This window comes from Stenotrophomonas sp. 8(2023) (genome assembly GCF_030345295.1).
In the GTDB taxonomy this organism is placed as follows: Bacteria; Pseudomonadota; Gammaproteobacteria; order Xanthomonadales; family Xanthomonadaceae; genus Stenotrophomonas; species Stenotrophomonas muris.
On record NZ_CP128404.1, the window covers coordinates 3,628,271 to 3,652,080 of the forward strand.

Annotated in this window: 19 protein-coding genes and 1 tRNA gene; 14 read left to right on the top strand and 6 right to left on the bottom strand. The window is 68.0% G+C overall.

Translation table 11 applies throughout. The annotated features are described in order from the left end of the window. Positions 1–147 precede the first annotated feature (147 nt). The 5 genes from recG to gmk all read right to left on the bottom strand — a co-directional run bounded on the left by recG (position 148) and on the right by gmk (position 6,147). Positions 148–2,259 (bottom strand): ATP-dependent DNA helicase RecG, encoded by a 2,112-nt coding sequence (gene recG / locus QP609_RS16850; RefSeq protein WP_046432316.1) that lies wholly within the window; start codon positions 2,257–2,259, stop codon positions 148–150. 7 nt (positions 2,260–2,266) lie between these two features. Beyond that, positions 2,267–2,653, bottom strand: coding sequence for a RidA family protein (locus tag QP609_RS16855; RefSeq protein ID WP_005418954.1), 387 nt, complete (start codon positions 2,651–2,653; stop codon positions 2,267–2,269). Between the two features lie 149 nt (positions 2,654–2,802). After that, positions 2,803–4,965: a bifunctional (p)ppGpp synthetase/guanosine-3',5'-bis(diphosphate) 3'-pyrophosphohydrolase gene (locus QP609_RS16860; RefSeq protein ID WP_005418955.1), complete on the bottom strand. Its 2,163-nt coding sequence runs from the start codon at positions 4,963–4,965 to the stop codon at positions 2,803–2,805. 106 nt (positions 4,966–5,071) lie between these two features. After that, positions 5,072–5,371, bottom strand: coding sequence for a DNA-directed RNA polymerase subunit omega (rpoZ, locus tag QP609_RS16865; protein WP_005410877.1), 300 nt, complete (start codon positions 5,369–5,371; stop codon positions 5,072–5,074). A gap of 110 nt (positions 5,372–5,481) precedes the next feature. Then, positions 5,482–6,147, bottom strand: coding sequence for a guanylate kinase (gene gmk / locus QP609_RS16870; protein WP_014648271.1), 666 nt, complete (start codon positions 6,145–6,147; stop codon positions 5,482–5,484). 291 nt (positions 6,148–6,438) lie between these two features. Between gmk and fdnG the strand changes: the two genes are divergently transcribed. The 8 genes from fdnG (at position 6,439) to selD (ending at position 16,877) form a co-directional block, all read left to right on the top strand. Continuing rightward, a complete protein-coding gene (fdnG, locus tag QP609_RS16875; RefSeq protein WP_142235222.1) occupies positions 6,439–9,507 on the top strand; it encodes a formate dehydrogenase-N subunit alpha in 3,069 nt (1,022 codons plus the stop codon). Positions 9,508–9,517: 10 nt separating this feature from the next. After that, the gene (gene fdxH / locus QP609_RS16880) at positions 9,518–10,435 is read left to right on the top strand and encodes a formate dehydrogenase subunit beta (protein ID WP_197621646.1); all 918 of its coding nucleotides are present in this window, start codon (positions 9,518–9,520) and stop codon (positions 10,433–10,435) included. Beyond that, positions 10,432–11,079 (top strand): formate dehydrogenase subunit gamma, encoded by a 648-nt coding sequence (locus QP609_RS16885; protein ID WP_049440476.1) that lies wholly within the window; start codon positions 10,432–10,434, stop codon positions 11,077–11,079. Before fdxH ends, QP609_RS16885 begins: the two co-directional genes overlap by 4 nt. 231 nt (positions 11,080–11,310) lie before the next feature. After that, on the top strand, positions 11,311–12,294 hold the full coding sequence (fdhE, locus tag QP609_RS16890) for a formate dehydrogenase accessory protein FdhE (protein WP_197621647.1): 984 nt from the start codon (positions 11,311–11,313) through the stop codon (positions 12,292–12,294). Between the two features lie 4 nt (positions 12,295–12,298). Then, positions 12,299–13,723, top strand: a complete 1,425-nt coding sequence (selA, locus tag QP609_RS16895; protein WP_046432326.1) for an L-seryl-tRNA(Sec) selenium transferase — start codon at positions 12,299–12,301, stop codon at positions 13,721–13,723. Then, positions 13,720–15,651: a selenocysteine-specific translation elongation factor gene (gene selB, locus QP609_RS16900; protein WP_197621648.1), complete on the top strand. Its 1,932-nt coding sequence runs from the start codon at positions 13,720–13,722 to the stop codon at positions 15,649–15,651. The genes selA and selB overlap by 4 nt, the downstream gene beginning before the upstream one ends. 24 nt (positions 15,652–15,675) lie before the next feature. Next, positions 15,676–15,771, top strand: a tRNA-Sec gene (locus QP609_RS16905). Between the two features lie 26 nt (positions 15,772–15,797). Further along, complete coding sequence (gene selD / locus QP609_RS16910; protein ID WP_197621649.1) at positions 15,798–16,877, top strand: selenide, water dikinase SelD; 1,080 nt, start codon at positions 15,798–15,800, stop codon at positions 16,875–16,877. 57 nt (positions 16,878–16,934) lie between these two features. On the opposite strand, the gene QP609_RS16915 is transcribed toward selD, so the two are convergent. Continuing rightward, positions 16,935–17,795 carry a YicC/YloC family endoribonuclease gene (locus QP609_RS16915; protein ID WP_005410888.1) on the bottom strand — a complete coding sequence of 287 codons (861 nt, stop codon included), beginning with the start codon at positions 17,793–17,795 and terminating at the stop codon, positions 16,935–16,937. A gap of 124 nt (positions 17,796–17,919) precedes the next feature. On the opposite strand from QP609_RS16915, the gene rph reads away from it, so the two are divergent. From rph to QP609_RS16945, 6 genes are all read left to right on the top strand, one after another. Beyond that, the gene (gene rph, locus QP609_RS16920; RefSeq protein WP_014648280.1) at positions 17,920–18,645 is read left to right on the top strand and encodes a ribonuclease PH; all 726 of its coding nucleotides are present in this window, start codon (positions 17,920–17,922) and stop codon (positions 18,643–18,645) included. Beyond that, positions 18,642–19,031: a VOC family protein gene (locus tag QP609_RS16925; protein WP_197621650.1), complete on the top strand. Its 390-nt coding sequence runs from the start codon at positions 18,642–18,644 to the stop codon at positions 19,029–19,031. Before rph ends, QP609_RS16925 begins: the two co-directional genes overlap by 4 nt. Then, a complete protein-coding gene (gene rdgB, locus QP609_RS16930; protein ID WP_032956061.1) occupies positions 19,028–19,624 on the top strand; it encodes an RdgB/HAM1 family non-canonical purine NTP pyrophosphatase in 597 nt (198 codons plus the stop codon). The genes QP609_RS16925 and rdgB overlap by 4 nt, the downstream gene beginning before the upstream one ends. A gap of 58 nt (positions 19,625–19,682) precedes the next feature. After that, positions 19,683–20,909 (top strand): radical SAM family heme chaperone HemW, encoded by a 1,227-nt coding sequence (gene hemW / locus QP609_RS16935; protein WP_142235216.1) that lies wholly within the window; start codon positions 19,683–19,685, stop codon positions 20,907–20,909. 198 nt (positions 20,910–21,107) lie between these two features. Continuing rightward, a complete protein-coding gene (locus QP609_RS16940) occupies positions 21,108–23,387 on the top strand; it encodes a DUF1631 family protein (RefSeq protein ID WP_046432332.1) in 2,280 nt (759 codons plus the stop codon). After that, complete coding sequence (locus QP609_RS16945) at positions 23,384–23,758, top strand: PilZ domain-containing protein (protein ID WP_197621651.1); 375 nt, start codon at positions 23,384–23,386, stop codon at positions 23,756–23,758. Before QP609_RS16940 ends, QP609_RS16945 begins: the two co-directional genes overlap by 4 nt. Positions 23,759–23,810 lie beyond the last annotated feature (52 nt).

Below are 23,810 nucleotides of genomic sequence, written 5' to 3' on the forward strand. Positions count from 1 at the left end.
AGTCGAGCCATGCTCGACTCACGCGCGCAGCGCGAACGGCAGCCGAGCATGGGTTCGGCTCTACAGTAGATCCACGCCATGCGGGGATGAGCGTCCCGGGGATGGGGTCAGAGCCCTTTGCTGTGCAAAGGGGCCTGACCCCGCCACTTACGCCGAGGCGTAGCGCACGGCGGTGCCGATCCAGCGCTGCACCACGCGATCGGCCAACGCGGGCTGCTGGGCCAGCAGCCGCTCGGCCAGGTCATGCACGCCGGGCAGCAGGCCGGCATCGCGGGCCAGGTCTGCAATGCGGAAACCGGCCAGGCCGGTCTGGCGGGTGCCCAGCAGTTCGCCGGGGCCGCGCAGTTCCAGATCCTTCTCGGCGATGACGAAACCATCGTTGGTTTCGCGCATGGTCTGCAGACGCTCGCGCGCCATCTGCGAAAGCGGAGCCTGGTACAGCAGCACGCAGCGCGATACCGCCGAACCACGCCCCACGCGGCCGCGCAGCTGGTGCAGCTGGGCCAGGCCGAGGCGTTCGGCGTTCTCGATCACCATCAACGAAGCATTGGGTACGTCCACGCCCACTTCGATGACCGTGGTCGCGACCAGCAGGTCGATCTCGCCGGTCTTGAACGCCACCATCGTCGCCAGCTTTTCGGCGGCTTTCAGGCGTCCGTGCACCAGCCCCACGCGAACGCCGGGCAGCAGTGCCTGCAGCGATTCGTAGGTGGCCTGCGCCGGGGTGGCATCCAGTTCTTCGCTTTCCTCGATGAGCGTGCACACCCAGTACACCTGCCGCCCTTCCTCGCAGGCCAGCGCGATGCGCTCGATCAGTTCCGGGCGACGGTCATTGTTGAGGGCGACGGTCTGCACCGGCGTGCGTCCCGGTGGCAGTTCATCGATGGCCGACACATCCAGGTCCGCGTACTCGGACATCGCCAGCGTGCGCGGAATCGGCGTGGCGGTCATCACCAGCTGGTGCGGCACGCTGTTGCCGCCCGCGCCCTTGTCGCGCAGCGCCAAGCGCTGGTGCACGCCGAAGCGGTGCTGTTCGTCGACGATGGCCAAGGCCAGATCCTGGAACACCACCGCCTCCTGCATCAGCGCGTGGGTACCGACCACCACCTGCGCTTCGCCACTGGCGACCTGCTCCATCACCTTGGCGCGCGCCTTGCCGGTGACCTTGCCGGCCAGCCAGGCGATACGCACACCGAGCGGCTCCAGCCAGCCGCGCAGGTTGTTGAGATGCTGTTCGGCCAGCAGTTCGGTGGGCGCTGCCAATGCGACCTGCTTGCCCTGCTCCACCGCCAGCATCGCCGCCAGTGCGGCCACCACGGTCTTGCCGGAGCCGACGTCGCCCTGCACCAGCCGCAGCATCGGGCTGGGGCGCGCGAGGTCTTCACGGATCTGCTTGAACACGCGCGCCTGCGCGCCGGTGAGCGCGAACGGCAGCTGCTTCAGCAGCGCCTTGGCCAGCTTGCCAGGACCAGCCAGCGGCGGCGCATGGTGTGCCTGCAAGGCAATGCGCTGGCGACGCAGGCTGAGGTGGTGGGCCAGCAGTTCTTCCATCGCCAGGCGGCGCTGCGCCGGGTGGGTGCCGGCGGCCAGCGCGGCGAGGTCGGCATCCGGCGGTGGCCGGTGCACGGTCAGCAGCGCGCTGCGCAGCGACGGCAGGCCCAGGCCATCGAGCCAACCGCTGGGCAGCAGTTCCAGCGTGCTCTCCTCGGGCAGGCGATCCAGGGCCTGGCCGATCAGCTTGCGCATCGTCATCGGGCCCACGCCTTCGACGGTGGGATACACCGGGTCGAGGCGGTCGCCGAGTTCGGGATCATCGTTGCGGCCCAGCACCTGGTAGCTGGGATGGACGATTTCCAGGCCGAGGTGGCCGGGCTTGGGCGTGCCGAAGCAGCGCAGCCGGTTGCCGACCGCGAACTGGCCGACCTGCTGCTGGCGGAAATGGAAGAAGCGCAGCACCAGGGTGCCCTGCCCTTCGTCCTCCACCGCGACCTTCAGCATCGGTCGATAGCGCATGCCGCGCTCGACCGCGACCACCCGCCCTTCCACCTGCGCCGGCACGCCGTTGCGCAGGTCTTCGATGCGGGTCAGCCGGGTCCGGTCTTCATAGCGCAGGGGCAGGTGAAGCCAGAGATCCTGCAGGGTGGCCAGGCCACGCGCCTGCAGTTTGGCGGCCACGGCCGGACCGACGCCGGCGAGCATCGCCAGGGATGCTTCGCCGGACGGTGACAGGACCGGGGTGACCGCCGCCTTGCGTGCCACGTGGTGGTCAGTCGATGACCATCACCGCGTCGACCTCGAAGCTGGCGCCCTTCGGCAGGCCGGAGACTTCGATGGTGGAACGGGCCGGGTACGGGGCCTGGAAGTAGTCCTGCATGACCGCGTTGACCTTGGCGAACTCGCCCAGGTCGGTCAGGTACAGGCCCAGACGCACGACCTTGTCCAGCGAGCCGCCGGCGGCTTCGGCCACGGCCTTGAGGTTGTCGAAGGCGCGACGGGCCTGCGCTTCGACGTCGCCAGCGCCGACGATGTCGCCGGTGGCCGGGTCAAGCGGGATCTGGCCGGAGAAGTACACGGTGTTGCCGGCGCGCACGGCCTGCGAGTACGGGCCGATGGCGGCGGGGGCCTTTTCGGTGTTGATGATCTGGCGGGACATGGGTCGCTCCGGTGCTTTGGGGGAAAACAGAGCGGTGATTGTACCGGGTGGGCGCGGCATCGGCTGGGGGTCGGATCCGTTTCCCGGCGGGAAACGGATCCGACCCCGTATGTCGTGTGCGCGGAACGTCATCCACGCATGGCGTGGACCTACTGGCGGCGTACCGACTGCACGACCGACAGGCGGCGCAGGCGGCGCATCACTTCGGCCAGGTGGTTGCGGTCGCGCACCTGGATGTTGAACGCCAGCACGGCGGCGTTGAAATCGCGATCCAGGTAGTCCACGCGCTCGATGTTGGAGTGGCTCTGCGCGATGGCAGCGGCCAGCTGTGCCAGCACGCCGGTGCCGTTCTCCACTTCCACCACCAGCGAGGTGTCGTAGTCACCGGAGACGGTGGTGTCCCAGCCGATCGGCACCCAGCGCTCGGGCGACTTGCGCAGCTCGGCCAGGTTCGGGCAGTCCATGCGGTGCACCACGATGCCCTTGCCGGCGGTGTGGTAGCCCATGATCTCGTCGCCGGGAATCGGCTGGCAGCAGCCGGCGAAGGTGACCACGCCACGCTCGCTGCCGTTGATCAGGATCTTTTCCTGCGAGTGGTGGCGCGAATGCGGGCCGCCACGCAGTTCGGCGTAGGCCATCAGCGCCTGCGCGGCCTGGGTCGGCATCCAGTTGCCCAGTGCGACCTCGGCCAGCAGGGCTTCCAGGCGCGGGAAGCGGTGTTCGGCCAGGAACGCATCCAGGCGCCCCTTCGGCAGCCGCTCCAGCGACGAATCCATCGCTTCCAGCGCACGGTCGAGCATGCGGTGGCCCAGCTGCACGGCATCCTCGTGCTCCAGCTGCTTGAGCTGGTGGCGGATGGCGGTGCGCGCCTTGCTGGTAACCACGAATTCCAGCCACTGCGGTTTCGGCGTGGCCGAGCGTGCGGTGATGATCTCCACCGACTGGCCCGACACCAGCTTGGTGCGCAGTGGCACCAGTTTCTTGTCCACGCGCGAGGCCACCGCCATGTTGCCGACGTCGGTATGCACGGCGTAGGCGAAATCGAGCGCGGTGGAATTGCGCGGCAGGGCCAGGATCTTGCCCTTCGGGGTGAACAGGTAGACCTCGTCCGGGAACAGGTCGACCTTGACGTTGTCCAGGAACTCCAGCGAGGAACCGGCGGCACGCTGCGAGTCGATCAGCTCGACGATCCACGCGTGGGCACGGCTCTGTGCGCTGTTGGGCGAATCGCCGCCGAACTTGTAGGTCCAGTGCGCGGCCACGCCGCGTTCGGCGATCAGGTCCATTTCCTCGGTACGGATCTGCACTTCGATCGGCGAGCCATACGGCCCGAACAGCACCGTGTGCAGCGACTGGTAACCGTTGGCCTTGGGAATGGCGATGAAGTCGCGGAAACGGCCATCCAGCGGCTTGAAGGTGGCATGCACCGAACCCAGCGCGTGGTAGCAGCTGGGCACGCTGCGCACGACCAGGCGGAAGCCGAACACATCCATCACCTGGTCGAAGGATTTGTTCTCGTCGCGCATCTTGTTGTAGATGCTCCACGGGGTCTTGATGCGGCTGATCAGCCGATGCTCGATCCCCTCCTTGGCCAGGCGCTGCGACAGCTGCACTTCCACCTGCGCCATCGCCTCGCGACGCACCACCGGCTGGCTGCGGATGTGCTTCTCGATGATGGCGTGGCGCCACGGGTACAGCGCCTTGAAACCGAGGTTCTGCAGCTCGCTCTTGACCAGGCTCATGCCCAGGCGCTGGGCGATCGGCGCGTAGATCTCCAGCGTCTCGCGGGCGATGCGGCCGCGCGCTTCGCGGCTCTGCGCACCCAGCGTGCGCATGTTGTGCAGGCGGTCGGCCAGCTTGATCATGATCACGCGCAGGTCGCGCGACATCGCCAGCAGCATCTTGCGGAAGCTCTCGGCGGCCGCCTCCTGGCGGTCGCGGAACTTCAGCTTGTCCAGCTTGGTGACGCCGTCGACCAGTTCGGCCACGGCTTCGCCGAACTCGGCGGCCAGCGCCTCGCGGGTCAGCGGCGTGTCTTCGATGGTGTCGTGCAGGATCGCGGCGATCAGCGCTTCCACGTCCAGGCCGAGCTCGGCCAGCACCTGGGCCACCGCCACCGGGTGGGTGATATAGGGCTCACCCGACTTGCGCGTCTGCCCAGCGTGGGCGGAGGCTCCGACTTCCCAGGCACGGCGCAACAGCGGCAGCTGTTCCGGCGGCAGGTAATGGGCGGCGCGTTCAAGCTGGAGGACGTAGTCGGGTACGGCGGCAGTGGGGGCTGCGGCGACCTTGGCAGTGGGGCCTGGGTTCATGCCCGCAGCCTATTCCAGCGCGACGTTTACGGCAAATCCTGAATGCGAAACAGCCCGCACGGGGCGGGCTGTTCGGTGTATCCAACGATTACGTTGATCGATGCGATCAATCGTCGTTCTTGGACATGTCTTCGTCAGCGACCACTTCGGCGGCAGCCCACTCCAGCGCTTCGCGCTCGGCGCGCTCACGCTCGGCCTTCTCGACTTCGTCGATCAGCGCGTTGTCGATCTTGCGGGCGGCGATTTCGCGCAGCGCCAGCACGGTCGGCTTGTCCTCGGTCTCGCTGTTGTCCAGCGTGGCCTGCACGCCGTTGGCGAGCTGGCGGGCACGCTTGGATGCCATCATGACCAGTTCGAAACGGTTGTTAACGACTTCCAGGCAATCTTCTACGGTGATGCGGGCCATACGGGCTCCCGGCGACCGGTCGGCCGCTCAGTCGAATGAGGGAAAGGGGACGGAGTGTACTGGCAGGAGCTGGACAAAATCAAGCCAACCCCTACCCGATTCTTTTGGAATCAGTCAGTTGCGCCCGGATCGGGAGTCAGCAGGGCCTGGATCAGGCCGGCGTGGCGGACCTTCTGGGCCTCCCGGCGCAGGCGGCTGGCGGTGAAGATGGCGCACAACTCGTCCACGGCGGTGTCGAACACCTCGTTGACGATGACGTAGTCGAACTCGTTGAAGTGCAGCATTTCATCGCGCGCCGCGCCCAGGCGCTGGGCGATGACCGCCTCGCTGTCCTGGCCGCGCTTGCGCATGCGATCCTGCAGGGCCTGCCTGGACGGCGGCAGGATGAACACGGTGACCGTGCCCGGCACCAGCTGGCGCACCTGCTGCGCGCCCTGCCAGTCGATTTCCAGCAGCACGTCCTGGCCGGCGGCCAGCTGCGGCTCCACCGACTGCCGGGCCGTGCCCTTCCAGTCGCCGTGCACCCACGCATGCTCGAAGAAGTCGCCGGCGGCGATCATTTCTTCGAACCTTTCCGCAGAGACGAAATGGTAGTGCTGGCCGTTCACTTCCCCCGGGCGCATCGCGCGCGAGGTGAAGGAGATCGACAGCGCGATCTGCGGGTCACGCGCCAGGGTGGCATTGACGATGCTGCTCTTGCCGGCGCCGGAGGGGGCGGCAACGATGTACAGCGTGCCGCGCGCAACGGCGTCCGACGGCTTCGACGGGGCGCTCATGCGCGGAACCCAACTGGTTGATTTCGCAAAATTTTTCCTCGGTGTTCCAGATCCGGCGCGGAGGATCGCGCCAGGACGGCGGGGGCTGCGCGGAACATCCTGGAACCAGGCCCGGCAGACGCTTCCCCGGGGGGGCGGGCACGCAACTTTACCAGAGCGGCCCCGTTGCGCGCCCGCCCCGCCGGCGCCGGGCCTTGTGCCACATGGGCGTGCGGGGGCCTGTGCTATAACCGGGCCGTACCCAACGACAGCCCGGAGGCCCGTGCCTCCTCGCCATCCCAGGAGAACGGCATGCCATCGATGAGCCGCCGCCAGTTCCTGAAAGTGACCGGGACAACCCTGGTCGGCTCCAGCCTGGCATTGATGGGCTTCGCGCCCGGCATCGCGCTCGCGGAGGTCAGGCAGTACAAGCTGACCCGCGCGACCGAGACCCGCAACACCTGTACCTACTGTTCGGTGGCCTGCGGCATCCTGATGTACAGCCTCGGCGACGGCGCCAAGAACGCCGAGCCGAGCATCTTCCATATCGAGGGTGACCCGGACCATCCGGTCAACCGCGGCACGCTGTGCCCGAAGGGCGCCGGCCTGGCCGACATCATCCACAGCAAGTCGCGCCTGCTCTACCCCGAGTACCGGGCACCGGGCTCCAACGAGTGGAAGCGGCTGAGCTGGGACGATGCGCTGGACCGCATCGCGCGGCTGATGAAGGAAGACCGCGATGCCAACTTCGTGCAGAAGAACGACGCCGGGCAGACGGTCAACCGCTGGCTGACCACCGGCATGCTGGCGGCCTCGGCCACCAGCAATGAAACCGCGGTGCTGACCCACAAGGTCGTCCGCTCCCTTGGCATGCTGGCATTCGACAACCAGGCACGTGTCTGACACGGCCCGACGGTGGCAGGTCTTGCCCCGACGCTAGGCCGTGGTGCGATGACGAACCACTGGGTCGACATCAAGAATGCCGACCTGATCCTGATCATGGGTGGCAATGCCGCCGAGGCACACCCGTGCGGATTCAAATGGGTGACCGAGGCCAAGGCACACAACAAGGCCCGGCTGATCGTGGTCGATCCGCGCTTCAACCGCTCGGCCGCGGTGGCCGACGTGTACGCGCCGATCCGCACCGGTACCGATATCGTGTTCCTGGGCGGCCTGATCAACTACCTGCTGACCGAGGACCGCATCCAGCACGAGTACGTGCTGAACTACACCGACATGCCGTTCCTGGTGAAGGACGAATTCGCCTTCAAGGACGGCCTGTATTCGGGTTACAACGAAGAAAAGCGCAGCTACGACCGTTCCAGCTGGGACTACGCCTACGGTGACGACGGCTACGTACGCAGCGACCCGACGCTGAAGGACCCGCGCTGCGTCTACAACCTGCTGAAACAACACTACGCGCGCTACACCGTGGAGATGGTCGAGCGCATCTGCGGCACGCCGGCCGACAGCATCCGCCAGATCTGGGACATGATCGCGTCCACCGCCGGCAAGGACAAGGCGATGACCATCCTGTACGCGCTGGGATGGACGCAGCACTCGATCGGCGCACAGAACGTGCGTGCCGGCACCATGGTGCAGCTGCTGCTGGGCAACATCGGCGTGGCCGGTGGCGGCATGAACGCGCTGCGCGGGCATTCCAACATCCAGGGCCTGACCGACATCGGCCTGATGTCCGACCTGCTGCCCGGCTACCTGACGCTGCCGAGGCAGGACGAGCAGGACTACGACGCCTACATCGCCAAGCGCACGCAGAAGCCGCTGCGCGCCAACCAGATGTCGTTCTGGCAGAACTATCCGAAGTTCCACGTCAGCCTGATGAAATCGTGGTGGGGCGATGCCGCCACCGCCGACAACAACTGGTGCTTCGATTACCTGCCAAAGCTCGACAAGCCGTACGACATGCTGCAGGCGTACGAGCTGATGAACGAGGGCAAGATCCACGGCTACATCTGCCAGGGTTTCAACCCGCTGGCCTCGGCGCCTAACAAGGGCAAGCTGATCAGCGCGTTCTCCAAGCTGAAGTTCATGGTCAGCATGGACCCGCTGGAAACCGAGACCATCGCCTTCTGGCAGAACCACGGCGCGTTGAACGACGTCGACCCGAGCACGATCCAGACCGAAGTATTCCGCCTGCCCACCACGTCCTTCGCCGAGGAGAACGGCGCGGTGGTGAACTCCTCGCGCTGGCTGCAGTGGCACTGGAAGGGCGCCAATCCGCCGGGTGAAGCGCGCAGCGACATCGAGATCATGTCCGAGCTGTTCCATCGCATCAAGGCGATGTACGAGAAGGACGGCGGTGCGTGGTGGGAGCCGGTGCGCGACCTGGCCTGGAAGTATTCCAACCCGGAGCTGCCGACGCCGGAAGAGCTGGCGATGGAATACAACGGCAAGGCGCTGGCCGACGTGTTCGATCCGAAGGATCCGACCAGGCTGGTGCGCAAGGCCGGCGAGCAGTTGGCCGCATTCGGCGACCTGCGCGACGATGGCAGCACCGCGTCGGGCTGCTGGATCTACATCGGTGCCTGGGGCCCGACCGGCAACATGATGGCGCGGCGTGACAACAGCGACCCCACCGGCATCGGCAACACGCTGGGCTGGGCCTGGGCGTGGCCGGCCAATCGCCGCGTGATGTACAACCGCGCGTCGTGCGACGTGGCCGGCCAGCCGTTCGACCCGCGCCGCACGCTGCTGGCCTGGAACGGCAAGAACTGGGGCAGCGTGGACGTACCGGACTTCAAGGCCGACGAAGATCCCGCCGGCGGGATGGGCCCGTTCATCATGAACCCGGAAGGCATCGCCCGCTTCTTCGCCAAGGCCGGCATGGCCGAAGGGCCGTTCCCGGAGCACTACGAGCCATTCGACACGCCACTGCGCAGCAATCCGCTCAGCCCCGGCCAGGCACTGACGCTGAACAACCCGGCCGCCCGCGTATTCGCCAGCGATCGCGCACAGATCGGTTCGCCGGACGAGTTCCCGCATGTGGCCACCACCTACCGCCTGACCGAGCACTTCCACTTCTGGACCAAGCACGGCAAGTTGAACGCCATCATCCAGCCCGAGCAGTTCGTCGAGATCGGCGCGGCCTTGGCCGACGAGCTGGGCATCAGCAACGGCAGCCGCGTGCGGGTCAGTTCCAAGCGTGGCCACATCGAAGCGGTGGCGATGGTGACCAAGCGCATCAAGGCCCTGCAGATCGATGGCCGGACCGTGCACCAGGTGGGCGTGCCGATCCACTGGGGCTTCCTCGGTGCGGCCAAGCCCGGATACATCGCCAATACGCTGACCAACGCCATCGGTGACGGCAACTCGCAGACGCCCGAATCGAAGTGCATCCTGGTCAAGGTCGAGAAGGTGTAGGAGACACGCCATGTCACTGCAATCGCTGGACATCATCCGCCGCTCGGCCACCACCACGCCCTCGCCGGAAGCGCGCGGTGCGCACACCGGCCAGGTCGCCAAGCTGATCGATGTGAGCAAATGCATCGGCTGCAAGGCCTGCCAGGTCGCCTGCATGGAATGGAACGACCTGCGCGACGAGGTCGGCAGCTGCGTTGGCAGCTATGACAACCCGCCCGACCTGAGCGACCAGTCGTGGACGGTGATGAAGTTCCGCGAGTACGAGGACGAGAAGGGCAAGCTGGAGTGGCTGATCCGCAAGGAGGGCTGCATGCACTGCAGCGACCCGGGCTGCCTGAAGGCCTGCCCGTCGCCGGGCGCGATCATCCAGTACGCCAACGGCATCGTCGACTTCCAGGAAGAGAACTGCATCGGCTGCGGCTACTGCGTGACCGGTTGCCCGTTCGACGTGCCGCGCATTTCCAAGAAGGACCACAAGGCCTACAAGTGCACGCTGTGTTCGGACCGGGTGGCGGTGGGCCAGGAACCGGCCTGCGTGAAGACCTGCCCGACCGGGGCGATCACCTTCGGCAGCAAGCAGGCGATGACCGAGCACGCGGCCGGCCGCGTGGAAGACCTGAAATCGCGCGGCTACGGGAACGCCGGCCTGTACGACCCGCAGGGCGTGGGTGGCACCCACGTGATGTACGTGCTGCAGCATGTGGACAAGCCGGAGCTGTACGCCGACCTGCCCAAGGACCCGCGGATCAGCCCGATGGTGGAAGTCTGGAAGGGCGTGGCCAAGCCGCTGGGCGTGCTGGCGATCGCCGCCACCGCCTTCGCCGGCTTCCTGCATTACATCGGCATCGGCCGCAACACGGTCAATGACGAGGAAGAAGAGGAAGCCGAACACGAGGCGAGGAAGATCGAAGAGGAGCAGCGGCCATGAAGTACGCCCCGCACCCGCGGCAGATCATCCGCTACCGCGCGCCGACCCGCATCAATCACTGGATCGTGGCGATCTGCTTCGTGCTGACGGCGCTGTCCGGGCTGGCACTGTTCCATCCCGCGCTGTTTCCGCTGACCCAGCTGTTCGGTGGCGGCCCGTGGACGCGCATCCTGCATCCGTTCATCGGGCTGGCCATGGTGGTCGGCTTTGCGTTTCTGGCGTTCCGCATGTGGCGCGACAATCTGCCGACGGCCGACGATCGCGCATGGATGCGCGGCATGCGCGATGTACTGCGCAACGAGGATGAGAAGCTGCCGCCGGTGGGCCGCTTCAATGCCGGCCAGAAGCTCCTGTTCTGGGCGATCATTGGTTGCCTGTCGGCACTGCTGCTGACCGGCTTCGTGATCTGGCGGCAATACTTCAGCCATCTCTTCCCGATCGGGCTGATCCGCTTCTCGGTGCTGGCCCATGCGTTGTTCGGTTGGGTGCTGGTGTGCGCGATCGTGGTGCACATCTATGCGGCGCTCTGGATCAAGGGCTCGGTGCGGGCGATGACCCAGGGCAAGGTGACCTATGGGTGGGCGTACAAGCATCACCGGCAATGGTTCCGGGACATCCTGCGCGGACGTCGGGAAGAGGGGTAACGGCAGGGCCTGCGGCCCTGCACCTGCAGAGGCGCCTTCGACAGTTCCCCGGTGCTTTTGGTAGGTGTCGACCTTGGTCGACACGATGAACACGGCAACAACCGATGGGGTCAGATCCGTTTTCCTGTGGAAAACGGATCTGACCCCGACCATTTCAAATGGCCTACAGTGCGCTGGACGCCAGCGCTGACAACGGCGAGGATGGAGGCTGGTTCTTCTGGCTGGCCCTGCATGGCGCAACGCATCCTTGAACCCGGTGAGATCGAGACGTTCGCCTCGCGCGACGTGCCGCGCATCATCCTGCCTGATACCGGGTCGCTGTTCGCCACACGCGCGGCGCGCCTGCGCAGCCTGGCCGCGCACAGCGCCATCGGCGGTTACCTGCAGCTGCTGGCGGCATTGGCCGATGCACAGCAGGCGCTGCTGGAGGAATTGACACCCCAGCAACGCGAGGCGCTGCAGGACCACGCGCGCGCGCAGCAGTCCAGCGCGGCCGCCAGTGCCGGCATGCCGTTGCGGCCCGCCAACACACTTCATCTGGACGGGCGCTGGCGCGACTGGCTGCGCACGCTGTGCCGGCACTGCGCCGACGAAGCGGGGCTACCGGCGGAAACACGGCAGGAATTGCTGCGCGTCGCCGCCGCCGACGACACCTGGCTGGATGCGCAGGCCCACGCCGTGCTGGAACGCGCTGACGCGCCCCCGGTCGACGCGGTCGCTGCGCTGCTGGTGATGAATGCGTTGCAGGTGTATTGGGCAGTACTGGCGGCCAGCTTCCGCCCCAGCGACCTGAAGCCGCTGGCCGATGCGCCAGGGCTGTGCCCGCTGTGCGGCACCCTGCCGGTGACCAGCATGGTGCAGGCCCGCCCGCCCTATGCCTCCTACCGCTACCTGTCGTGCTCGTTGTGCGCCTGCCAGTGGCACTACGTGCGCGTGCAGTGCAGCCAGTGTGGCGCCGCTGGCAAGGACATCGCCTATCGCGCCCTGGCTGATGCCGACGGCGATACCGGCCAGGCGGTGCGCGAGAGCGCGGTACGTGCAGAAACCTGCGACCACTGCCACAGCTACCGCAAGATCCTGTATCTGGAAAAAGATCCGTCGCTGGAACCGGTGGCTGATGACCTTGGCACGCTGGCGCTGGACCTGCTGCTGGGCGAGGAAGGCTATGCACGCGCCAGCCAGAATCCGCTGCTGTGGCAATCCGACGGCGAGTGAGGCGATGACAGCCACGCCCCCCACCCCGGCATCGGCTTCCGCGCTGCCCTCGCTGGACCGGTTGCTGCGCCTGCCTGCCTTGGCAACACTGATCGAGGGCCACGGCCGCAGCCGCATCACCCAGTTGCTGCGCGTACATCTGCAGGCGCTGCGTGAGCGCATCAGTGCCACGCAGCTCTCGGCCGAGCAGTTGCATCAGGCCATTGAAGGCCCGGCACTGGTCGCGGCGCTCGATGCCGCACTCATCGCCGATGCACGGCTGAACCTGCAGCCGATGTTCAACCTGACCGGCACCGTGCTGCATACCAACCTGGGTCGCGCCCTGCTGCCCGAGTCCGCGGTGCAGGCCGTCACCCGCGCGATGGCCGCACCGGTTGACCTGGAATTCGACATCACCCGCGGCCGCCGCGGCGACCGCGATGCACGGGTGCAGGCGCTGGTCTGCGAGCTGACCGGCGCCGAAGCCGCCACCGTGGTCAACAACAATGCGGCGGCGGTCCTGCTGCTGCTCAACAGCCTGGCCAACCGCCGCGAGGTGGTGGTGTCGCGCGGCGAACTGGTGGAAATCGGCGGTGCCTTCCGCATTCCCGATGTGATGCGCAGTGCCGGCGCGCGGCTGCTGGAAGTGGGCACCACCAACCGCACCCACCCGGCCGACTTCGCCCATGCCATCGGCGCGCGCACCGCACTGCTGATGGAGGTGCACGCCAGCAACTACGCGATCACCGGCTTCACCGCCAAGGTCGACACCGCGGCGATGGCAGCGATCGCGCACGACCATGGCCTGCCGTTGGTGGTGGACCTGGGCAGCGGCAGCCTGTGCGACCTGGCGGCCTTCGGCCTGCCACACGAGCCGACCGTGCAGGAAACACTGGCGGCCGGTGCCGACCTGGTCTCGTTCAGTGGCGACAAGCTGCTGGGTGGGCCGCAGGCCGGCATCATCGCCGGCCGCGCCGACCTGATCGCGCGGATCAACCGCAACCCGCTCAAGCGTGCGCTGCGCATGGACAAGATGGGCCTGGCCGCGCTGGAGGCGGTACTGGCGCTGTACCGCGAGCCGGAGCTGCTGGCGCAACGGCTGCCGACACTGCGTACGCTCTCGCGCCCGCAGCAGGACATGGATGCGCAGGCCCAGCGCCTGCTGCCGCCGCTGCGCTCGGCGCTGCCGACCGGCTACATGCTTGAACAGGCACGGATGCACAGCCAGATCGGCAGTGGTGCGCAGCCACAGGCGCAGCTCGGCAGTGCCGGCCTGCGCATCACCACTGCGCAACGTGGCGGTCTGGACCGCCTGGCCAAGCGCCTGCGCCAGCTGCCGCGACCGGTGCTGGGCCGCATCGGCGAGGACGCATTGTGGCTGGACCTGCGTTGCCTGGAACCGGCCGACGAAGCGGACTTCCTCGCCCAATGGAGCACGCTGCAACCATGATCGTCGGCACCGCCGGGCATATCGACCATGGCAAGACGCGCCTGGTGCGGGCACTGACCGGCATCGAAACCGATCGCCTGCAGGAAGAACGCACGCGCGGCATCTCCATTGAACTGGGCTATGCCTATGTCCCGGTGGAAAGCGCGAACGGCACGGGCCCCGCCGCAACGCTGGGTTTCGTCGATGTGCCGGGTCATGAGCGCTTCGTCCACACGATGGTGGCCGGCGCCACCGGTATCGATGTCACCCTGCTGGTCGTCGCCGCCGACGACGGCGTGATGCCGCAGACCCGCGAGCATCTGGCGATCCTGCAGCTGCTGGGCGTGGATCGCGGCGCGGTGGCGCTGACCAAGATCGACCGCGTGGACGCCGCGCGCATCGCCCGGGTCGAGATCGAGATTGCCGCTTTGCTGGCCGGAACGCCGCTGCAGGGTTCCCCCGTGTTCGCCTGTAACAGCACGTCCCCCGATGACGCAGGCATCAACGCCTTGCGCGCCCACCTGCACGCATGGGCCGCCGGCGAGGCCAACGCGCGCCAGGCCGCGCTGCGCAGCGAGCTGTTCCGCATGCCGGTGGACCGCGTGTTCTCGCTGGCCGGCCACGGCACATTGGTGACCGGCGCGGTACATGGCGGCGGCGTCACGGTGGGCGAGCACCTGCAACTGATGCCCGCCGCCACCGATGTGCGCGTGCGCAGCATCCACGCGCAGAACCAGGCCAGTGACCACGCCATGGCCGGGCAGCGCTGCGCGTTGAACCTGGCCGCCATCGCCCGCGACGAGATTCATCGTGGCGACTGGATTGCCGACCCGCGCGCGCTGCTGGCCACCACCCGCGTCGATGTGCGCCTGCGCTTGTCCGCACGGGCAGCACCACTGCGCGACTGGGCACCCCTGCACATCCACTGGGGCACGATGCACCGGCAGGCCCATGTGGTGCTGCTGGAGGACCGTGACCAAGGTGATGGGCAGTTGGTGCAGCTGGTGTTCGATGCACCGGTCTGTGCGATGTGTGGTGATCGCTTCATCGCCCGCGATTCCGCCGCGACCCACACGCTGGGCGGTGGCGTCGTGCTCGACCCGGACCCGCCACAGCGGCGCCGGCGCAGCCCGGCACGGCTCGCCTGGCTGGGCGCACTGGAGCAGCTGCCCACAGGTGCGGGAATCGGCCCGCTGTTGCAGCAGGCGCCCTTCGGCATTGCCATGGCCGCGCTGCAACGCTACTGCCGGCGCGCGGCCGACCGGATCGATCTTCCTGCAGACGCACAGCGCATCATCACCCGCGAGGACACGGTGGTCATCCTTGCCTCGCACTGGCAGGTGCTGCACGAGCAGGTGATCACATCGCTGCGTAGCTGGCATGAGCGACGCCCGGACGAACCCGGTGTCGACAGCGGGCGCCTGCAACGCAGCACCCTGCCCGCGCTTGCGACGGGGCTCTGGAATGCGCTGCTGCAGGACCTGCTGGACGACGGCAGCGTGCAACGCGTGGGCGCCTGGTGGCGCCTGCCCGGCCATGACCATGCGCCACCGGAACGCGAGCGCCTGCTGCTGGAACGCGTGCTGCCGCAACTGCACGCCGGTGGCTTCGATCCGCCGTGGGTGCGTACTCTGGCCGCCGACTTCGGACTGACCGAAGACGATGTCCGCGCCGTCCTGCGCCGCGCCGCCGCACGTGGCGAACTGTTCCAGGTGGTGCCGGACCTGTTCTATGCACCCGCGCGCATTGCGGAACTCGCCGCGATGGTCGCGCAGCTGTCACAGGCCAGCGGCGCGGTGGATGCGGCGGCCTTCCGCGATGCCATCGGCCTGGGCCGCAAACGCAGCATCCAGATCTTGGAGTTCTTCAATCGCGTTGGCTACACTCGACGCGTCGGTGACCAGCATCGGCCGCGCGGCGACCTGCAGTGGAACGCAGCCCGCGACTGAGCCCACCGGTACCGCCGTACTTTCGGAAGGCATGCGCATCCGGGCATGCGGCTGGGCTTCAAACCCAGTAGGGGGCGTCGATCGTTCCCTGGTAGGTTCGACTCCTGCTGCCTTCCGCCATTCGTGTTTCCGCAGGAGATGTCGGCATGGCCACGCACGCGCAGTCACCCGCCCCATCCACGGCCGATGCCACGCGACGACTGACCTCTCTCGCGCATGGCGGCGGCTGCGGCTGCAAGATCGCGCCGGGCGTGCTGAGCGAACTGCTGCGCGGCGTTCCAGCACTTCCCGCACCGGCCGAACTGCTGGTGGGCCGCGAGACCAGCGACGACGCCGCGGTGTACCGCCTCGATGATCGCCAGGCAATCGTCGCCACCACCGATTTCTTCATGCCCATTGTCGACGACCCGTTCGACTTCGGCCGCATCGCCGCCACCAACGCGTTGTCGGACCTGTACGCGATGGGCGCGCGGCCGCTGTTCGCGCTGGCCATCGTCGGCATGCCGATCAACACCCTGCCGCAGGACACCATCCGCGGCATCCTGCAGGGCGGCGAGCGTGCCTGCGCCGACGCCGGCATCGTGGTGGCCGGCGGCCACAGCATCGATTCGGTGGAACCGATCTACGGCCTGGCCGCGATCGGCGTGCTCGATCCTCAGCGGCTCAAGCGCAATGCCGATGCCCGCGCCGGCGATGTGCTGGTGCTGGGCAAGCCGTTGGGCGTGGGCGTGTACTCGTCGGCGCTGAAGCAAGAAGTGCTGGATGCAGAGGGCTACCGGCAGATGATCGCGTCGACTACCCGCCTGAACAGCGTGGGCGTGCCGCTGGCCGCGCTGGACGGCGTGCACGCGATGACCGACGTCACCGGCTTCGGCCTGCTCGGCCACCTGCTGGAAGTGTGCCGCGCCAGCGGCGTCGCTGCCGAAGTGGACAGTGCACAGGTGCCGCTGCTGCCGCAGGCGCTGGAGCTGCTGCAGCGCGGCTGCGTGACCGGCGCCTCCGCCCGCAACTGGGCCTCGTATGGCGCCGAAGTGCGCTTCGCCGAACGCTTGGCCGGCCACTGGCAGCCACTGCTGACCGATCCGCAGACCAGTGGCGGGCTGTTGGTGTCCTGCGCCCCGGAGGCAGTGAATGCGGTGCTGGCCTGCTTCCACGACGCAGGGTTCGGCCAGGCGGCCGTGGTCGGGCGATTGGGTGAAGGGGCGCCGGGCGTCAGCGTGCGCTGATGCGCTGGAACGACAAGGGCGCCCGAAGGCGCCCCTGCTGTATCGCTGCACGCAACATCACTCGATGTTCTGCACCTGCTCGCGGATCTGGTCGATCAGCACCTTCAGCTCCACCGCGGCATTGGACGTGCGGCTGTCCACCGACTTCGAGCCCAGCGTATTGGCTTCGCGGTTGAACTCCTGCAGCAGGAAGTCCAGGCGGCGGCCGACCGGCTCGCGCTGCTTGAGCACGCGGCGGATCTCGACGATATGGCTGCCGAGCCGGTCCAGCTCTTCATCCACGTCCAGCTTCTGCAGCCACAGGACCAGCTCCTGCTCCGCACGGCCCGGGTCGACCGGGTGCGGCAGGTCAGCCAGACGGGCGGCCAGCTTGGCGCGCTGGCCGTCGCGAATGGCCGGAATCAAGGTGCGCACTTCGGTGGCGATGCGTTCGATGCCGTCCACGCGTTCGCTGATGGCCGCAGCCAGCTTGCCGCCTTCGCGCTCACGCGCTTCGACGAAGCCGTCCAGCACCTGGTCCAGCAGGGCCAGCGCCTCGACCTGCAGGGCGGCGGCATCCGTGGCCTCGCCGCGGGTCACGCCCGGCAGCTGCAGCAGATCGGTGAAGCTGACCTGCAGGTTCGGGAAATCGGAGGTCAGGCGGTGGGCCAGGCGGCCCAGCTGGCCCAGCAGGGCCTCGTCCACCTGCAGGTTGGCAGCCGCCTCCGGCGCGCGCAGGCGCATCACCAGATCCAGCTTGCCGCGGCTCAGGCGCGCGGCGATACGCTCGCGCAGCTGCGGTTCGAGCGCCCGCAGTTCCTCGGGCAGGCGGGTGCCGACCTCCAGGAAGCGGTGGTTGACCGAGCGCAGCTCGCAGCCCAGCGTGCCCCACGGGGTGACCCGCTCGCCGCCGGCATAGGCGGTCATGCTTCGAATCATGGAATGTGTCCGGTGCGTGCAAAGGGGGAATGGTACCCTAGCGCCCTCACCAGAGCCCCCTTGCCCGCCCCGTGAAGGCCGCGGGCATGGCGGCGTACTCCCTCGCCATTACGGAACCCGCACCATGTCCGACTCCCGCCCCAGCGGCCGCCAGCCCGACCAGCTCCGCCCGGTCGTCATCCAACGCGGCTTCACCCGCCACGCCGAAGGTTCGGTGCTGGTGTGCTTCGGTGAAACCCGCGTGCTGTGCACCGCCAGCGTCGAGAACCGCGTGCCGGGCTTCCTGCGCGGCAAGGGCGAAGGCTGGGTCACCGCCGAGTACGGCATGCTGCCGCGCGCCACCCATACCCGCAGCGACCGCGAAGCGGCCCGTGGCAAGCAGGGCGGTCGCACGCTGGAGATCCAGCGCCTGATCGGCCGCAGCCTGCGTGCCTGCGTGGACCGCAATGCGCTGGGCGAACGCACCATCACCCTCGACTGCGACGTGCTGCAGGCCGACGGTGGCACCCGCACCGCCGCCATCACCGGCGCCTATGTGGCCCTGGTCGATGCGGTGAACGTGCTGATGAAGCGTGGCGACATCAAGCGCAACCCGGTCCTGGGCGCAGTTGCAGCAGTGTCGGTGGGCGTGTACCGCGGCACCCCGGTGCTGGACCTGGACTACGCCGAAGACAGCGACTGCGACACTGACATGAACGTGGTGATGAACGACGGTGGCGGCTTCATCGAGCTGCAGGGCACCGCCGAAGGCCACGCCTTCCGTCGCGATGAACTGGACGCGCTGCTGGGCCTGGCCGAGAAGGGCGTGGCCGAGCTGCTGGCCGCGCAGCAGGCGGCGCTGTCGGCATGAACCGGCGCATCGCCCTGACCACCCTGGTGGTTGCCGACTATGACGAAGCCATTGCCTGGTACACCGGCAAGCTCGGCTTCACATTGCTCGAAGACATCGACCAGGGGCACAAGCGCTGGGTGGTGGTCGGCCCGACCGACGGCAGCGCCGCCGCCCTGCTGCTGGCCCGTGCCAGCGACGAGGAACAGCGCAGCCGCATCGGCAACCAGACCGGTGGCCGCGTTGCCTTCTTCCTCAACACCGACGACTTCCACCGCGACCACGCGGCGATGCTGGCCGCCGGCGTCGAGTTCCTGGAAGCACCGCGCGAAGAACCCTATGCAACGGTCGCGGTATTCCGCGACCTGTATGGCAACACCTGGGACCTGTTGGAGCCCCGTCAATGAAGAAACTGGTACTGGCCAGCCACAATGCCGGCAAGCTGGTGGAGATGCAGGAGATCCTCGCCGACCTGCCGCTGCAGATCACCTCGGCCGCCGAGCTGGGCCTGGGCGACGTGGAAGAGACCGGCCTGACCTTCGTCGAGAACGCGCTGCTGAAGGCACGCGCCGCCTGCGAAGCGACCGGCCTGCCGGCGCTGGCCGATGATTCCGGCCTGATCGTCGATGCCCTGGGTGGTGCACCGGGCCTGTACAGCGCGCGCTATGCCGGCCACCCGACCAACGCCGCTGCCAACAACGCCAAGCTGCTGGACGCGATGGCCGGTGTTCCCGATGGTCAGCGCAGTGCCCGCTTCTATGCGGTGATCGTGCTGCTGCGCCACGCCACCGACCCGCAGCCGCTGATCTGCGAAGGCCGCTGGGAAGGGCAGATCATCCGTGAGCTGCGTGGCACGAATGGTTTCGGCTACAACCCGGTGTTCCTGGACACCACCCACGGCCTGACCGCCGCGGAAATGGAGCCGGCGTTGAAGAACGCCATCAGCCACCGTGCCGTTGCCCTGCAGCAGCTCAAGCAACAGCTGGCGACGCTGTACTGACGCCCGACCTGATCGAACCAGGGAAGCCGGCCAACGGCCGGCACTACCGATGAAGCCCATGCCGCACGCCCACGACCACTGCAACCACCTGCCCGGCGAAGCCTGCTCCGCTGACCACGACAGCGCACCGCGGCTGGTGCCGCCACCGCTGTCGCTGTACGTGCACCTGCCGTGGTGCGTGCGCAAATGCCCGTACTGCGATTTCAATTCGCACCAGGCCAAGGGCGAGTTGCCGTTCGAGGCCTACATCGATGCACTGCTGCGCGACCTGGACCAGGACCTGCCGCTGGTCTGGGGCCGGGTGGTGCACAGCGTGTTCTTCGGTGGCGGCACGCCCAGCCTGTTCCCGCCGGAAGCGATCGACCGCTTCCTGCAGCAGGCCAGCGCGCGCCTGCGCTTTGCCCCCAACGCCGAAATCACCCTGGAAACCAACCCGGGCACCGCCGAGCATGGCCGTTTCGACCGCTACCGCGCGGCCGGCGTGAACCGCCTGAGCTTCGGCATCCAGAGTTTCGACGACGCCATGCTCAAGCGCCTGGGCCGCATCCACGACGGTGGCGAAGCCGAGCGCGCGGTGAAGATGGCGCAGGACGCGGGCTACGACAATTTCAACATCGACCTGATGTATGCGCTGCCGGAACAGACCCTGGCCGGCGCCGAGGCCGACCTGGAGCGTGCATTTGCACTGCAACCGGCGCACATCTCGCACTACCAGCTGACCCTGGAACCGAACACGGTGTTCTTCGCGCGGCCGCCGCAGGGCATTCCCGATGAAGACAACGCCTGGGACATGCAGGAACACTGCCAGGCATTGCTGGCACAGGCTGGTTTCGGCCAGTACGAGGTCAGCGCCTATGCGCGCCCCGGCCGGCAAAGCGCGCACAACCTGAACTACTGGCGTTTCGGCGATTACCTGGGCATCGGTGCCGGTGCGCACGGCAAGATCAGCTCGGGCGCCGAAGAACACGTGCTGCGCCGCTGGAAGCTGAAGCATCCGCAGGCCTACCTGGACAGCGCTGGCACGCCGGCCTCTTTCGGGGGTGACGATGTGATCGCAGCCGAGCGCCTGCCGTTCGAGTACATGCTCAACCTGCTGCGCCTGCACGAAGGGTTCGGCCTTCGCGATTTCGAGTCGCGCACCGGGCTGCCGCGCGGCGTACTGGACGCTCCGTTGGCCGAGGCCGTCCAGCGCGGCTGGCTGGAGGTGGCGGAGGGTCATGTGCAGCCGACCGAGCTGGGCCGCCGGTTCACCAACGATGTGGTGAGCCTGTTCCTGGAGGAATAAGCCTTCCGCCATACCGGGTAGTGCCGGCCGCTGGCCACTCTGGTAAAGACAGCGCTGCCGGCCAGCGGCCGGCACTACCGTTCATCCGTCGGCCCTGCCCGATGAACGTGAGACACGTTCAGCCTAAAGTAGCGCCGACTGCGGCCGACACGGTAGATTCACAGGATCGATCCGCGGGAATCCGGGTACCGCTCGCCGATGTCAGCTGTCTTTTCCATCACCTCTGCCGACAAAGCACGCCTGGCCGCCAGCGACCTGCCATCGCGGGTGCGTGAACTGCTGGGTGCGTTGATCGGCCTGTGCCGGCAAACGCTGGCCGCGCCCCTGATCCTGACCGTCGAAGCGCTGGAGCAGACGCTGCTGCACGACGCCGACCGTGCACGCAATCCGATGCAGCAGGCGGACCTGATGGCCCAGCGTGGCCAGCTGCACGCCTTCGCCGGCCATTTCGCCGACCGCATGCTCGATGCCGTGGCCGAAGCGCTGGCGGGCCTGCGCGAGCCGTCCATCGCCGCTGCGGCCCCTGCTTCGCCGCCGCCGCTACCGGGCGCGCTCGGCCTGTCGCTGGTCGATGAGCACGAGGTGGATCGCGACCTGCTGCTGACCGAAATGATCCGGCGCGAGACCCTGCGTTCAACCAATACGTTGAACCTGCTGGGACAGCGCCTGGGCGTGCTCGCGGCGGCGCCGGCGTTCGAGGCCGACACCCTGCCACTGGCACCGCAGGCCCTGTGCGCGATGGTGCGCCGGATCGCCGAACAGGACGCCCTTGGCGTGGAGGTGCAGCTTGCGCTGTACCGCAGCTTCGAGCGGCAGGTGCTGGAACGCCTGGGCGATGTGCTGGACCGCGCCAATGCGCTGCTGGCCCAGCATGGCGTGCTGCCGGGCCTGGTCTACACCCCGTACCTGGCACGCTCGTCGAGCACCCGGCGGATCATCACCCAGTCGGTGGGCGGCGGCCGCACGACCCAGCCTGCCAAGCGTTCCGCCGCGCCGTTGACCGGCTGGAACGGCTCCGCTCCGGCCGGTTCCTGGTCGAACCTGGTGCAGGACGCATTCAACGACGCGGGTACGCCGGGCGCAGCCACCGCCGGCGTGACCACGTCCACCGGCAGTGCGCTGCATGAATTGCTGCAGCAGGCCCGCCATGCCACTGCCCCTCCTGCGGACACCGCTGCCGTGCCCAGTGCGGCCGTCGATGCGGTCCTCGCGCGGCTGCAGGCCCAGTCCAGCGCGGCCACCGGCGTCGCCGACCTGCAGGCTGCGGTGGTCGCCCAGCTGCGCAGCGAGCACGGCGCGCAGGCCCAGCTGGGCAGCCACGACCGCGACAACCTCGACCTGCTGCGCCTGCTGATGCAGCAGGTGCAGCAACAGCAGCGCCCCGACCCGGTGCCGGCCGCCCTGCTGGCGCGCCTGCAGGTACCGCTGGCGCGTGCGGCGATGGCCGACCCCGGCTTCTTCGTGCGCGACGAACACCCTGCACGCGAACTGCTCAACCAGATTGCCGAAGTCGGCGCCAACTGGCTGGGCGACGATGACGTGGACCCCCAGCTGCTGCAGCGCATGGCGCAGAGCGTGCAGGGTCTGCTCGGCCAGGATGCACGCTCGCCCGAGGCCTTCGCCGCCGCCAACGAAGACGTACAGCAGCATCAGCGCGCGGCGGCCCATCGCGCCGAACTGGCCGAGCGCCGCCACGTCGAGGCCGCGCGTGGCAAGGAACGGCTGGAACTGGCGCGTCGCCAGGCCAATGCGCAGATCGACCAGTGCTGCGACACACAGGCGCCGCCGCGCTTCGTGCAGACCCTGCTGCGCCAGGCCTGGGCCGATGCACTCACCCTCACCCGCCTGCGCCATGGCGAAGATTCGCCGCAGTGGCAGGAACGCCTGCTACAGACCGAGCGCATCGCCGCGGTGACCGCGCAGGCCGTCGATGCCAACGGTGGCACCGATGCAGTGCTGGCCAACGAGGTGGAATCGGCGCTCGTGCAGGTCGGCTATCACGCCGAGGAAGCCGCCGCCGTTGCGCGCCGCCTGGCCACGCCAGGAGGCGAGGACGAAAGCACCTCGCGCACCGAGCTCAGTGCGCGCCTGAAGGCACGTGCACGACTGGGCGAACATGCTGCCAGCGGCAGCGCCGACGCCCCGCGCACGCCGCGCAGCAGCGCCGAAGAGGCGGCCTACCAGCAGCTCGTGACCCTGCCCTTTGGCAGCTGGTTCGACATCGACAACGGTGACGGCACCCTGCGCCGCCAGCGCCTGTCCTGGTACAGCCTGCTGACCGGCCACGCCCTGTTCGTCAATCCGCGCGGGCAGAAGATCGCCGATACCGACCTTGATACGCTGGCCCGGCAGCTCAGCGCCGGACGCGCGCAGCTGGTCACCGAAGACAAGGGGCGGCTGGTCGATCGCGCATGGCAGGCCAGCCTCGGTGCGCTGCGTGCGCTGGCCGGCGGCCGTTACAGGGAGGCGTCCGTTTGAACGTGCAACCGCCGCAGGACACCCGCCGCGCGCCGCGTCGCCAGGTCTCGGACCTGGTACCGGTCACCGACCAGATGCGCGAATGCGTGGTGGGCCGGCTCGGCAATGTCTCCGAGACTGGCATGTTGATGCTGGCCAGCACCCCGCTGTGCGAGGACGCGCTGTACCAGTTCCGCTTCCCGTTGCCGATCGGTGACGGCCGCCACGAGGCCATTGACGTGGGCGTGCACCTGCTGTGGAGCGAGCCGGCGCATGTGCCCGGCCAGAGCTGGACCGGTTTCCGCTTCCTCACCCTGTCACGCGAACATCGGCAGCTGCTGCGCCAGTGGATAGGCGAAGACAGCGACGAGGCACCGGTTTCGACGGCCTGAGTGCCGGTTCCAGCACAGCGGTTTTTCCCGGTATGCGGCAGAATCTAGGGCC